We start from the raw sequence: 13,805 nt of genomic DNA, 5'->3' as shown, positions 1-13,805 counted from the left end.
GGAGTTGTCGCGGGAGCGAGCCGCAACCTTGCGGTGAAGCTCTGAACGAAGACGTGGGTCGGCGCCGATGCGCCGAACGGCTCACCCGGCGGCCCGAGGCCGCCTCGGCCGGACCGCCGGGTGAGCCGTCCATGGAGCCGAAACCGATGGCGGACCTTCCGAGGGCCGGCGGCGGTACAGGCTCTGAACGGAGAGGTTGGGACCTTACGGAGCGTGGCCGCCAAATTGGCGGCGACTTGCCGGAAGATGCCCACAGAACGCGAGGAACAACATGGTCAATTCGCTCCAGGGTCGCAGGCGCGTCCGCAAGTTCTTCGGCAAGCTCAAGGAAGTGGCGGAGATGCCGAACCTCATCGAGGTTCAGAAGGCGTCCTACGACCAGTTCCTGATGGTCGACGAACCCAAGGGCGGCCGGCCTGACGAGGGATTGCAGTCCGTCTTCAAGTCGGTCTTCCCGATCGGCGATTTTTCCGGCGCCTCGCTGCTGGAGTTCGTGAAGTACACCTTCGAGCCGCCGAAATACGACGTCGACGAGTGCCGCCAGCGCGGCATGACCTTCTCGGCGCCGCTCAAGGTGACGCTGCGCCTGATCGTGTTCGATATCGACCCGGACACCCAGGCCAAGTCCGTCAAGGACATCAAGGAGCAGGATGTCTACATGGGCGACATGCCGCTCATGACGGATAACGGCACCTTCATCGTCAACGGCACCGAGCGCGTCATCGTCTCGCAGATGCACCGTTCGCCGGGCGTGTTCTTCGACCACGACAAGGGCAAGACCCATTCCTCGGGCAAGCTGCTCTTCGCCGCGCGCATCATCCCGTATCGCGGCTCCTGGCTCGACATCGAGTTCGACGCCAAGGACATCGTCTACGCCCGTATCGACCGGAAGCGTAAGATCCCGGTCACCTCGCTGCTGTTCGCGCTCGGCATGGACGGCGAGGAGATCCTCAGCCGCTTCTACAACCACATCACCTACACCAAGGACGCCAAGGGCTGGCGCGTTCCCTACGACGCGGAGCGCATGAAGGGCTTCAAGGCGACCGAAGACCTGATCGACGCCGACACCGGCGAGGTCGTGGTCGAGGCCGGCAAGAAGCTCGTCGCCCGCGCTGCCCGCCAGCTCGCCGAGAAGGGCCTCAAGTTCCTGCGCGCGCAGGACGAGGACCTGTACACCCAGTACATCGCCGAGGACCTGGTCAACCCGGCGACGGGCGAGGTCTATGCCGAGGCCGGCGAAGAGATCACCGAGAAGCTGCTCAAGCAGCTCACCGATGACGGTTATGACGAGATCCCGGTGCTGGACATCGACCACATCACGGTCGGTCCCTACATCCGCAACACGCTGAACGTCGACAAGAACTCGCGCCGCGAGGAAGCCCTGTTCGACATCTACCGCGTGATGCGTCCGGGCGAGCCGCCGACCCTCGAGACGGCTGAGAACATGTTCCAGTCGCTGTTCTTCGACCCGGAGCGCTACGACCTCTCGGCCGTCGGCCGCGTCAAGATGAACATGCGCCTCGACCTCGACGCCGAGGACACTGTGCGCATCCTGCGCAAGGAGGACATCTTCGCGGTCGTCAAGGCGCTGGTCGACCTGCGCGACGGCAAGGGCGAGATCGACGACATCGACCATCTCGGCAACCGCCGCGTGCGCTCGGTCGGCGAGCTCATGGAGAACCAGTATCGCCTGGGCCTCCTCCGCATGGAGCGCGCCATCAAGGAGCGCATGTCCTCGGTCGATATCGACACGGTCATGCCGCAGGACCTGATCAACGCCAAGCCGGCGGCTGCCGCCGTGCGCGAGTTCTTCGGCTCCTCGCAGCTCTCGCAGTTCATGGACCAGACGAACCCGCTCTCCGAAGTCACGCATAAGCGTCGTCTTTCGGCGCTTGGCCCGGGCGGTCTGACCCGCGAGCGCGCCGGCTTCGAGGTGCGCGACGTGCATCCGACGCATTACGGCCGCATCTGCCCGATCGAGACGCCGGAAGGCCCGAATATCGGCCTGATCAACTCGCTCGCCACCTTCGCGCGGGTGAACAAGTATGGCTTCATCGAGAGCCCGTATCGCCGCATCCGCGACGGCAAGGTCACCGACGAGGTGATCTATCTCTCGGCGATGGAAGAGGCGAAGTACAACGTCGCCCAGGCCAATGCCGCCGTCGACAAGGAAGGCCGCCTGACCGACGACCTGATCGTCTGCCGCCGCGCCGGCGAGGTCATCGTCACGCCGGTCGACAAGGTCGACTTCCAGGACGTGTCGCCGAAGCAGCTCGTTTCGGTCGCCGCGGCGCTGATTCCGTTCCTCGAGAACGACGACGCGAACCGCGCGCTGATGGGCTCGAACATGCAGCGTCAGGCGGTGCCGCTGGTTCGCGCCGACGCGCCTTTCGTCGGCACCGGCATGGAAGCGGTCGTCGCCCGTGACTCGGGCGCCGCGATCGCGGCCCGCCGTTCCGGCGTCGTCGACCAGGTCGACGCGACCCGTATCGTCATCCGCGCTTCCGACGAGATGGACCCGACGAAGCCGGGCGTCGACATCTACCGGCTGCAGAAGTTCCAGCGCTCGAACCAGTCGACCTGCATCACGCAGCGTCCGCTGGTGCGCGTCGGCGACGTCGTCAAGAAGGGCGACATCGTCGCCGACGGCCCGTCGACCGAGTTCGGCGAGCTCGCGCTCGGCCGCAACGTGCTCGTCGCGTTCATGCCGTGGAACGGCTACAACTTCGAGGACTCGATCCTTCTCTCCGAGAACATCGTCTCCCAGGACATCTTCACCTCGATCCATATCGAGGAGTTCGAGGTCATGGCCCGCGATACCAAGCTCGGCCCGGAGGAGATCACGCGCGACATTCCGAACGTTTCGGAAGAGGCGCTGAAGAACCTCGACGAAGCCGGCATCGTCTATATCGGCGCGGAAGTGGCGGCGGGCGACATCCTCGTCGGCAAGATCACGCCGAAGGGCGAAAGCCCGATGACGCCGGAAGAGAAGCTGCTGCGCGCCATCTTCGGCGAGAAGGCCTCGGACGTTCGCGACACCTCGCTGCGCGTTCCCCCCGGCGTGCAGGGCACGATCGTCGAGGTCCGCGTGTTCAACCGCCACGGCGTCGACAAGGACGAGCGCGCCCAGGCGATCGAGCGCGAGGAGATTGAGCGTCTCGCCAAGGACCGCGACGACGAGCAGGCGATCCTGGACCGCAACACCTTCGCGCGTCTGGCTGAGATCCTGACCGGCAAGACCGGCCTGGCCGGTCCGAAGGGCTTCAAGAAGGACACGGTCATCACCCGCGAGGTGATGAGCGAGTTCCCGCGTTCGCAATGGTGGCTGTTCGCTACCGCCGAAGACTCGCTGATGACCGAGATCGAGGCGATGCGGAAGCAGTACGACGAGTCGAAGAAGCGCCTCGAGCAGCGCTTCCTCGACAAGGTCGAGAAGCTGCAGCGCGGCGACGAGCTGCCTCCGGGCGTGATGAAGATGGTCAAGGTCTTCGTCGCGGTGAAGCGCAAGATCCAGCCGGGCGACAAGATGGCCGGCCGTCACGGCAACAAGGGCGTGGTCTCGCGCATCGTGCCGGTGGAGGACATGCCGTTCCTCGAGGACGGCACCCATGCCGACATCGTGCTGAACCCGCTGGGCGTGCCCTCGCGCATGAACGTCGGTCAGATCCTTGAGACGCATCTGGGCTGGGCGGCCGCCGGTCTCGGCAAGCAGATCGGCAAGGCGCTCGACGCCTACAAGAAGACGAGCGACTTCAAGGCGCTGAAGGCTCAGTTCGACGCCGTCTACGAGGATAACGAGATCATCGCCTCGATGGACGAGAACGAGCTCGTCGAGATGGGCCAGAACCTGCGCCGCGGCGTGCCGGTGGCGACGCCGGTGTTCAATGGCGCCAAGGAGGCCGATATCGAGCGGCTCCTGGAGCAGGCTGGTCTGCACTCGTCGGGTCAGTCGACCCTCTATGACGGCCGCACGGGTGAGCCTTTCGACCGCAAGGTGACGATGGGCTACATCTACATGCTCAAGCTGCACCACCTGGTCGACGACAAGATCCACGCGCGTTCGATCGGTCCGTACTCGCTCGTCACCCAGCAGCCGCTGGGCGGTAAGGCGCAGTTCGGCGGCCAGCGTTTCGGCGAAATGGAGGTCTGGGCGCTCGAAGCCTACGGCGCCGCCTACACCCTGCAGGAAATGCTGACGGTGAAGTCGGACGACGTCGCGGGCCGCACCAAGGTCTACGAGTCGATCGTGCGCGGCGAGGACAACTTCGAGGCGGGCATCCCCGAGAGCTTCAACGTTCTCGTCAAGGAGATGCGCTCGCTCGGCCTCAACGTCGAGCTGATCAACAACAAGGTGAAGCCGGGCGAGTTGCCGCCCGCCGAAGCGGCCGAATAAGCCGCGACCGAGCCTTGAACATTGCCGGCGGCACTCACGCCGCCGGCCTACGGAATTGACGAGCCGGGCAGGGCGGCCCTTAAGCCCCCACCGGCCGAAGGAGACAGGCGATGAAGCAAGAGGTCATGAACCTTTTCGGCCAGCAGCCGGTCCAGCAGGCCTTCGACGCGATCAAGATCTCGATCGCGAGCCCGGAGAAGATCCTGTCCTGGTCGTATGGCGAAATCAAAAAGCCCGAGACGATCAACTACCGCACGTTCAAGCCGGAGCGTGACGGCCTGTTCTGCGCGCGCATCTTCGGGCCGATCAAGGACTACGAGTGCCTGTGCGGCAAGTACAAGCGCATGAAGTTCAAGGGCGTCATCTGCGAGAAGTGCGGCGTCGAAGTCACGCTCGCCCGCGTCCGGCGCGAGCGCATGGGCCATATCGAGCTCGCCGCTCCCGTCGCGCATATCTGGTTCCTGAAGTCGCTGCCCTCGCGCATCGGCCTCCTGATGGATATGCCGCTCAAGGACCTCGAGCGCATCCTCTACTTCGAAAGCTACGTCGTCATCGAGCCGGGCCTGACCCCGCTCAAGGACCGCCAGCTGCTGTCGGAGGAGGAGTATGTCCGCTGCCAGGAGGAGTACGGCGCCGACACCTTCACCGCCATGATCGGCGCGGAAGCCATCCGCGAAATGCTGCGCGCGCTCGATCTCGACCAGATCAACGCCGATCTCAAGCATGAGATCGCGACGACGACGTCCGAGCTGAAGCCCAAGAAGCTGATGAAGCGCCTCAAGATCATCGAGGCCTTCCAGGAGTCGGGCAACAAGCCGGAATGGATGGTGATGACCCAGATCCCGGTCATCCCGCCGGATCTGCGTCCGCTCGTTCCGCTCGATGGCGGCCGCTTCGCGACTTCGGACCTGAACGACCTCTATCGCCGCGTCATCAACCGCAACAACCGCCTGAAGCGCCTCATCGAGCTGCGCGCGCCGGACATCATCATCCGCAACGAGAAGCGGATGCTGCAGGAGTCCGTCGACGCCCTGTTCGACAACGGCCGCCGCGGCCGCGTCATCACGGGTGCCAACAAGCGCCCGCTGAAGTCGCTCGCCGACATGCTGAAGGGCAAGCAGGGCCGCTTCCGCCAGAACCTGCTCGGCAAGCGCGTCGACTATTCCGGCCGCTCGGTCATCGTCGTCGGTCCGGAGATGAAGCTGCACCAGTGCGGCCTGCCGAAGAAGATGGCGCTCGAGCTGTTCAAGCCGTTCATCTATGCGCGCCTCGACGCCAAGGGCTACTCGACCACGGTCAAGCAGGCCAAGAAGCTCGTCGAGAAGGAGAAGCCGGAAGTCTGGGATATCCTGGACGAGGTCATCCGCGAGCATCCGGTGATGCTGAACCGCGCACCGACGCTCCACCGCCTCGGCATCCAGGCCTTCGAGCCCGTGCTGATCGAGGGCAAGGCGATCCAGCTCCACCCGCTGGTCTGCGCCGCCTTCAACGCGGACTTCGACGGCGACCAGATGGCCGTGCACGTCCCGCTGTCGCTTGAGGCGCAGCTGGAAGCGCGCGTGCTGATGATGTCGACCAACAACATCCTGCACCCGGCGAACGGCCAGCCGATCATCGTGCCGTCGCAGGACATCGTGCTCGGCCTCTACTACCTCTCGATCATCTCGGATGGCGAGCCGGGCCAGGGCAAGATCTTCGGCGATTTCGGTGAGCTCGAATACGCGCTGCACGAGAAGGTCGTGACGCTGCATTCGAAGATCAAATATCGCTGGACCGGCGTCGGCCATGACGGCAAGCCGTACACGAAGATCTACGACACCACGCCGGGCCGCGTGATCCTCTCGACCGCGCTGCCGGAGCACCCGGCCGTGTCCTTCGACGTCGTCAACAAGCTGATGACGAAGAAGGAGATCTCCGGAATGATCGACGCCGTGTATCGCGGCTGCGGTCAGAAGGAATCGGTGATCTTCTGCGACCGCGTCATGGGGCTCGGCTTCAAGCACGCCTTCAAGGCCGGCATCTCCTTCGGCAAGGACGACATGGTCGTGCCGGAGAACAAGTGGCAGATCGTCGACACCACCCGCGCGCTCGCCAAGGATTACGAGCAGCAATACCAGGACGGCCTGATCACGCAGGGCGAGAAGTACAACAAGGTCGTCGACGCCTGGGCGAAGTGCTCCGACAAGCTCGCCCAGGAGATGATGGCCCGCATCTCGACCGTCCAGAAGGACGAGACCGGCCGCGACAAGCAGATCAACTCGATCTACATGATGTCGCACTCGGGTGCCCGCGGTTCGCCGGCGCAGATGCGTCAGCTCGCCGCCATGCGCGGCCTGATGGCCAAGCCGTCGGGCGAGATCATCGAGAGCCCGATCATCTCGAACTTCAAGGAAGGCCTCGACGTTCTCGAGTACTTCAACTCGACCCACGGCGCCCGTAAGGGCCTCGCCGACACGGCGCTCAAGACGGCCAACTCCGGCTATCTCACCCGCCGTCTCGTCGACGTGGCGCAGGACGCGATCATCTCCGAGGTCGATTGCGGCTCCGACAACGGCATCAAGATGCGCGCCATCGTCGATGCCGGCCAGGTCGTGGCTTCGCTCGGCGTGCGCATCCTGGGTCGCTCGGCGGCCGAGGACGTGACCGATATCGACGGCAACGTCCTCGTGCCGAAGGGCACGATGATCGAGGAGAGCCATATCGAGAAGATCAACGCCGCCGGCGTCCAGGAGGTGAAGATCCGCTCGGTTCTCACCTGCGCGACCAAGAACGGCGTCTGCGCGACCTGCTATGGGCGCGACCTCGCCCGCGGCACGCCCGTCAACATGGGTGAGGCCGTCGGCGTCATCGCGGCGCAGTCGATCGGCGAGCCGGGCACGCAGCTCACCATGCGTACCTTCCACATCGGCGGCGCGGCCACCATCGCCGACCAGTCCTTCGTCGAGTCGAACTTCGAAGGCACGGTCAAGATGCGCAACCGCAACGTCGCGCGGAACTCGGACGGCGACCTCATCGCCATGGCGCGCAACATCGCCATCGTGATCGTCGGGCCTGATGGCGCCGAGCGCGCGGTGCACCGTGTCCAGTTCGGCTCGAAGCTGCGGGTCGACGAGGGCGACAAGGTCAAGCGCGGCCAGCGCCTGATCGAGTGGGATCCCTATTCCCGCCCGATCCTGGCGGAGGTCGACGGCAAGGTCGGCTACGAGGACCTCGTGGACGGCATGTCGATGACCGAGACGACCGACGAGGCGACCGGCATCTCCAAGCGCGTCGTCATCGACTGGCGTGGCTCGGCCCGTACGGCCGACCTCAAGCCCGCGATGACCATCACGGGGCCTGACGGCAAGATCGCGAAGCTCGCCCGTGGTGGCGATGCCCGCTACATCCTGCCTGTCGACGGCATCATCTCGGTGGAGCCTGGCCACTCGATCAAGGCCGGCGACGTGCTGGCGCGTGTCTCGACCGACTCGGCCAAGACCCGCGACATCACCGGTGGTCTGCCGCGCGTGGCGGAGTTGTTCGAGGCGCGTCGTCCGAAGGACGCGGCGATCATTGCCGAGAAGTCGGGCGTGATCGGCTTCGGCAAGGACTACAAGAACAAGCGCCGCGTGACGCTGACACCGCATGACGGTTCCGACGGGGTCGAGTACCTGATCCCGAAGGGCAAGCACATCCATCTCCAGGACGGCGACGTCGTGGAAGTCGGCGACTACATCCTCGACGGCAACCCGGCCCCGCACGACATTCTGGCGATCAAGGGCGTCGAGGAGCTGGCGGCTTATCTGGTGAACGAGATCCAGGAGGTCTATCGCCTCCAGGGCGTCGGCATCAACGACAAGCACATCGAGGTCATCGTCCGTCAGATGCTGCAGAAGGTCGAGATCACGGAGTCGGGCGATACCGACATCCTGACCGGCGACCAGGTCGACCGCGTCGAGCTCGAGGAGATCAACGCGAAGATGCGCGAGGAGGGCAAGAAGCCGGCTTCCGGCGTGCCGGTCCTGCTCGGCATCACCAAGGCCTCGCTGCAGACCCGCTCCTTCATCTCGGCGGCGTCCTTCCAGGAGACCACCCGCGTCCTCACCGAGGCGGCGGTCAACGGCAAGTCGGACATGCTCGAGGGCCTCAAGGAGAACGTCATCGTCGGCTCGCTCATCCCGGCCGGCACCGGCGCCCAGGTCGCCCGCATCAAGCAGGTGGCCACGCGCCGCGACGACCTCATCGTCGGCCAGAAGGCCGATGCGGCTGCCAAGGCCGCGGCCCAGGCCGCTGCGGTGCTGCCGGCGGCCGAGTAAGCTCAGCCACCGGCGAAGACCGGCAATCATCGGAAAGGCCGCCCCTCCCGGGCGGCCTTTTTGTTTCGTGAAAGGGCAGGCGAGGGGCCAAGTGGCCTGAACCCCGCAAAACCCCAGCCTTTTCGGCGGTTTCGGGGTTGACGCGAATCTCTGTTCGAGTCATAAGCGCGCCACTGTCGACGGTTGTCGGACACGTTTGTCGCTTGCCTCTTTGTTTGCAAGCGAGTTTCGCGACCGAAACTCCGTCGGAATTCCAGCGTCGAATGACGACATGGCGAGATGCATGAACGCGGAGTTTCCGTGTTCCTCTGCTGGCGAACGCGCCTGAGGCCCCTGAAAGGGCGCCGATGGCGCGGCTTCGTTTATGCCGTGGCTTTGCTCGACCTGGGAGATTGACCAGGAATTTCCAAACGCTCAGTGGGGCGAGAGGCCAGAATGCCGACAATCAGCCAGCTCATCCGCAAGCCGCGCTCGCCCGTGAAGGCGCGTAACACCGCCCCGGCGCTCGAGTCGTGCCCGCAGAAGCGCGGCGTCTGCACGCGTGTCTATACGACGACCCCGAAGAAGCCGAACTCCGCGCTCCGCAAGGTCGCCAAGGTTCGTCTGACCAACGGCTTCGAGGTGATCGGTTACATCCCGGGTGAAGGCCACAACCTTCAGGAACACTCGGTGGTGATGATCCGCGGCGGCCGCGTCAAGGACCTTCCCGGCGTGCGCTATCACATCCTGCGCGGTGTGCTCGACACGCAAGGCGTCAAGAACCGCAAGCAGCGCCGTTCGAAGTACGGCGCCAAGCGTCCCAAGTGAGTTCGGCCAGATCGGCCGGGCGATGAGCCCAGGCCGATCCGCCGCGTTGAAGATTTGACCGGAGACTAGACGATGTCCCGCCGCCACAGTGCCGAAAAGCGCGAAGTTATCCCGGACCCCAAGTTCGGCGATATCGTCGTCACGAAGTTCATGAACTCCGTGATGTACGAAGGTAAGAAGTCGACCGCCGAGCGGATCGTCTACGGTGCCTTCGACATCATCGAGGCCAAGACCAAGAGCGAGCCGCTCGGCGTCTTCAAGTCGGCGCTCGAGAACGTCGCTCCGGCGATCGAGGTCCGTTCCCGCCGCGTCGGCGGCGCGACCTACCAGGTTCCGGTCGAGGTTCGCACCGAGCGCCGTCAGGCGCTGGCGATCCGCTGGCTGATCTCGGCCGCGCGTGGCCGCAACGACAAGACGATGGTCGAGCGTCTCTCGGCCGAGCTGATGGATGCTGCGAACAACCGCGGCAACGCCGTTAAGAAGCGTGAAGACACGCACCGGATGGCGGAAGCCAACCGCGCCTTCTCGCACTACCGCTGGTAAGCGGAAGCCCGGACTTCAGGACACACGACCATGGCCCGTTCTCATCCGATCGATCATTATCGTAACTTCGGCATCATGGCCCACATCGATGCGGGCAAGACGACGACGACCGAGCGTATCCTCTACTACACCGGCAAGTCGCATAAGATCGGCGAAGTCCATGATGGCGCCGCCACGATGGATTGGATGACGCAGGAGCAGGAGCGCGGCATCACGATCACGTCCGCCGCGACGACCTGTTTCTGGCGCGACAACCGCCTGAACATCATCGACACCCCCGGCCACGTCGACTTCACCATCGAGGTCGAGCGTTCGCTGCGCGTGCTCGACGGTGCCGTCTGCGTGCTCGACGGCAACCAGGGCGTCGAGCCCCAGACCGAGACCGTCTGGCGCCAGGCCGACAAGTACGACGTCCCGCGTATCGTGTTCGTCAACAAGATGGACAAGATCGGCGCCGATTTCTATCGCTGCGTCCAGGACATCATCGACCGCGTCGCCGGCAAGCCCGTCTGCCTGCAGATCCCGATTGGTTCCGAATCCGACTTCGTCGGCGTGATCGACCTGATCAAGATGAAGGCGATCGTCTGGAACGGCGAAGCGCTCGGCGCGTCCTTCGAGGAGAAGGACATTCCGGCCGATCTCGCCGACAAGGCTGCCGAATATCGCTCGAAGCTCGTCGAGGCCGCCGTCGAGATGGACGACGCCGCGATGGAAGCTTATCTGGACGGCACCGAGCCGAACGCCGAGACGCTGCGCAAGCTCGTCCGCACGGCCGTTCAGCGCCGCGCCTTCCACCCGGTCCTCTGCGGCTCGGCCTTCAAGAACAAGGGCGTGCAGCCCCTGCTCGACGCGGTCGTGGACTTCCTGCCGTCGCCGGTCGATCGCGGCGCCGTCGAAGGCATCGACTTCAAGACCGAAGAGCCGACCACCCGCAACCCGACGGACGAAGATCCGTTCTCCATGCTCGCCTTCAAGATCATGGACGACCCCTTCGTCGGCACCATCACCTTCTGCCGCATCTATTCGGGCAAGGTCGAGGCGGGTCAGGGCGTCATCAATTCGACCCGCGACAAGAAAGAGCGCGTTGGCCGCATGCTGCTGATGCATGCGAACAACCGCGAGGACATCAAGGAGGCTTATGCCGGTGACATCGTCGCCCTGGCCGGCCTCAAGGACGTCCGCACCGGCGACACGCTCTGCGATCCCACCCATGCGGTGATCCTGGAGCGCATGGAGTTCCCCGAGCCGGTCATCACGATCGCGATCGAGCCGAAGTCCAAGGCCGACCAGGAGAAGCTGGGCCTCGCCCTGTCGAAGCTCGCGAACGAGGATCCGTCCTTCCGCGTGTCGACCGACCAGGAGAGCGGCCAGACCATCCTGAAGGGCATGGGCGAGCTCCATCTCGACATCAAGGTCGACATCCTGAAGCGCACCTACAAGGTCGACGCCAATATCGGCGCGCCCCAGGTTGCGTATCGCGAGACGCTGACCAAGAAGGCCGAGATCGACTACACCCACAAGAAGCAGACCGGTGGTACGGGCCAGTTCGCCCGCGTCAAGCTCGTCATCGAGCCGAACGAGACCGGCAAGGGCTTCGAGTTCGAGTCGAAGGTCGTCGGCGGTTCGGTGCCGAAGGAGTATATCCCCGGCGTCGAGAAGGGCCTGAACTCGGTCATCGGCTCTGGCGTTCTCGCCGGCTTCCCGGTCGTGGACGTCAAGGTCACGCTGATCGACGGCGCCTTCCACGAAGTCGACTCGTCGGCGCTCGCCTTCGAAATCGCTTCCCGTGCAGCGCTGCGCGAAGGTCTGCAGAAGGGCGGCTCCGTGCTGCTCGAGCCGATCATGAAGGTCGAGGTCGTGACCCCGGAAGACTACACCGGTTCGGTCATCGGCGACCTGAACTCGCGTCGTGGCCAGATCCAGGGCCAGGACATGCGCGGCAACGCCGTCGTGATCAACGCGATGGTGCCGCTGGCGAACATGTTCGGCTACGTCAACCAGCTGCGCTCCTTCTCGCAGGGCCGCGCGAACTACACGATGCAGTTCGACCACTATGAGCAGGTTCCCTCGGCGGTCGCCGCCGAGGTTCAGGCCAAGTACGCCTGACCCGAACCTTCGACTGAACACTGAGAGATTGGACGGAGGCTACCATGGCCAAAGAGAAGTTTTCGCGGACGAAGCCGCACTGCAACATTGGAACGATTGGTCACGTTGACCATGGCAAGACGTCGCTGACGGCTGCGATCACGAAGGTTCTGGCTGAGTCGGGCGGTGCGTCGTTCACGGCGTATGACCAGATCGACAAGGCGCCGGAAGAGAAGGCCCGCGGCATCACGATCTCGACGGCTCACGTCGAGTACGAGACCCCGGCGCGTCACTATGCTCACGTCGACTGCCCCGGCCACGCCGACTATGTGAAGAACATGATCACGGGTGCGGCGCAGATGGACGGCGCGATCCTGGTGGTGTCGGCTGCCGACGGCCCGATGCCGCAGACCCGCGAGCACATCCTGCTGGCGCGCCAGGTCGGCGTTCCCGCGCTGGTGGTGTTCATGAACAAGGTCGACCTGGTCGACGACGCCGAGCTGCTGGAGCTCGTCGAGATGGAGATCCGCGAGCTCCTCTCGAAGTACGACTTCCCCGGCGACGACATTCCGATCACCAAGGGCTCGGCGAAGGCCGCTCTCGACAACGTCACGCCGGAAATCGGCCATGACGCGGTGATCGCGCTGATGAAGACGGTCGACGACTACATCCCGCAGCCGGAGCGTCCGATCGACCAGCCGTTCCTGATGCCGGTCGAGGACGTGTTCTCGATCTCGGGCCGCGGCACGGTGGTGACCGGCCGCGTCGAGCGCGGCATCGTCAAGGTCGGCGAGGAAATCGAGATCGTCGGCCTGAAGGACACCGTGAAGACGACGGTGACCGGCGTCGAGATGTTCCGCAAGCTGCTCGACCAGGGCCAGGCCGGCGACAACATCGGCGCGCTGCTGCGCGGCACGAAGCGTGAGGACGTCGAGCGCGGCCAGGTGCTGTGCAAGCCGGGCTCGGTGAAGCCGCACACGAAGTTCAAGGCCGAGGCCTACATTCTGACGAAGGAAGAGGGTGGCCGTCACACGCCGTTCTTCACCAACTACCGCCCGCAGTTCTACTTCCGCACGACGGACGTGACCGGCGTGGTGACGCTGCCCGAGGGCACGGAGATGGTGATGCCGGGCGACAACATCTCGATGGAGGTGACGCTGATCGCCCCGATCGCGATGGAAGAGAAGCTGCGCTTCGCCATCCGCGAAGGCGGTCGTACCGTCGGCGCCGGCGTCGTCGCCTCGATCATCGCGTAACGCGTTTTCGTGAGGGGCGAGGGCCCTTCGGGCCTTCGCCTTTTCACGTCACGGAGAACAAAGACCATGAACGGTCAGAACATTCGGATCCGCCTCAAGGCGTTCGATCACCGTGTCCTCGATGCTTCGACGCGCGAGATCGTGTCGACTGCAAAGCGGACGGGCGCCCAGGTTCGCGGGCCGATCCCGCTGCCCACGCTCATCGAGAAGTTCACGGTCAACCGCTCGCCGCACATCGACAAGAAGTCGCGCGAGCAGTTCGAGATGCGGACCCACAAGCGGGTTCTCGATATCGTCGATCCGACCCCCCAGACGGTCGACGCCCTCATGAAGCTCGATCTCGCCGCCGGCGTCGACGTCGAAATCAAGCTCTGATCCGATTAAACGGGTCCTCTGTTTCCGGTATCCCCGGATGGACATGACCCC

The 13,805-nt window shown here is 64.5% G+C and carries 7 protein-coding genes; all 7 read left to right on the top strand.

Translation table 11 applies throughout. The features are described from left to right. Positions 1-271: 271 nt before the first annotated feature. The 7 genes from rpoB (at position 272) to rpsJ (ending at position 13,754) form a co-directional block, all read left to right on the top strand. A complete protein-coding gene (rpoB, locus tag AB6806_RS21465) occupies positions 272-4,393 on the top strand; it encodes a DNA-directed RNA polymerase subunit beta (RefSeq protein WP_038358281.1) in 4,122 nt (1,373 codons plus the stop codon). A gap of 110 nt (positions 4,394-4,503) precedes the next feature. Beyond that, positions 4,504-8,688: a DNA-directed RNA polymerase subunit beta' gene (rpoC, locus tag AB6806_RS21460; RefSeq protein WP_038358283.1), complete on the top strand. Its 4,185-nt coding sequence runs from the start codon at positions 4,504-4,506 to the stop codon at positions 8,686-8,688. Positions 8,689-9,123: 435 nt separating this feature from the next. Further along, a complete protein-coding gene (gene rpsL / locus AB6806_RS21455; protein WP_038358286.1) occupies positions 9,124-9,495 on the top strand; it encodes a 30S ribosomal protein S12 in 372 nt (123 codons plus the stop codon). Positions 9,496-9,567: 72 nt separating this feature from the next. Beyond that, the gene (gene rpsG / locus AB6806_RS21450; RefSeq protein WP_038358287.1) at positions 9,568-10,038 is read left to right on the top strand and encodes a 30S ribosomal protein S7; all 471 of its coding nucleotides are present in this window, start codon (positions 9,568-9,570) and stop codon (positions 10,036-10,038) included. Positions 10,039-10,068: 30 nt separating this feature from the next. Next, positions 10,069-12,144 (top strand): elongation factor G, encoded by a 2,076-nt coding sequence (gene fusA / locus AB6806_RS21445; RefSeq protein WP_038358289.1) that lies wholly within the window; start codon positions 10,069-10,071, stop codon positions 12,142-12,144. A gap of 44 nt (positions 12,145-12,188) precedes the next feature. Beyond that, positions 12,189-13,379 (top strand): elongation factor Tu, encoded by a 1,191-nt coding sequence (tuf, locus tag AB6806_RS21440; protein ID WP_112581612.1) that lies wholly within the window; start codon positions 12,189-12,191, stop codon positions 13,377-13,379. Between the two features lie 66 nt (positions 13,380-13,445). Beyond that, entirely contained in the window at positions 13,446-13,754 is a 309-nt protein-coding gene (gene rpsJ / locus AB6806_RS21435; protein ID WP_038365384.1) for a 30S ribosomal protein S10, read from the top strand. Positions 13,755-13,805 lie beyond the last annotated feature (51 nt).

This window comes from Allobosea sp. RCC_152_1, assembly GCF_041360765.1.
GTDB classification, from domain to species: Bacteria; Pseudomonadota; Alphaproteobacteria; order Rhizobiales; family Beijerinckiaceae; genus Allobosea; species Allobosea spartocytisi.
Note: the sequence above shows the minus strand (reverse complement) of the source record. Positions and strands in the feature narration are given on the sequence as shown.

Coding starts and splice junctions, on each gene's coding strand:
- fusA (WP_038358289.1), top strand. CDS start 10,069: ATGGCCCGTTCTCATCCGATCGATCATTATCGTAACTTCGGCATCATG.
- rpoC (WP_038358283.1), top strand. CDS start 4,504: ATGAAGCAAGAGGTCATGAACCTTTTCGGCCAGCAGCCGGTCCAGCAG.
- rpsL (WP_038358286.1), top strand. CDS start 9,124: ATGCCGACAATCAGCCAGCTCATCCGCAAGCCGCGCTCGCCCGTGAAG.
- rpoB (WP_038358281.1), top strand. CDS start 272: ATGGTCAATTCGCTCCAGGGTCGCAGGCGCGTCCGCAAGTTCTTCGGC.
- rpsJ (WP_038365384.1), top strand. CDS start 13,446: ATGAACGGTCAGAACATTCGGATCCGCCTCAAGGCGTTCGATCACCGT.
- rpsG (WP_038358287.1), top strand. CDS start 9,568: ATGTCCCGCCGCCACAGTGCCGAAAAGCGCGAAGTTATCCCGGACCCC.
- tuf (WP_112581612.1), top strand. CDS start 12,189: ATGGCCAAAGAGAAGTTTTCGCGGACGAAGCCGCACTGCAACATTGGA.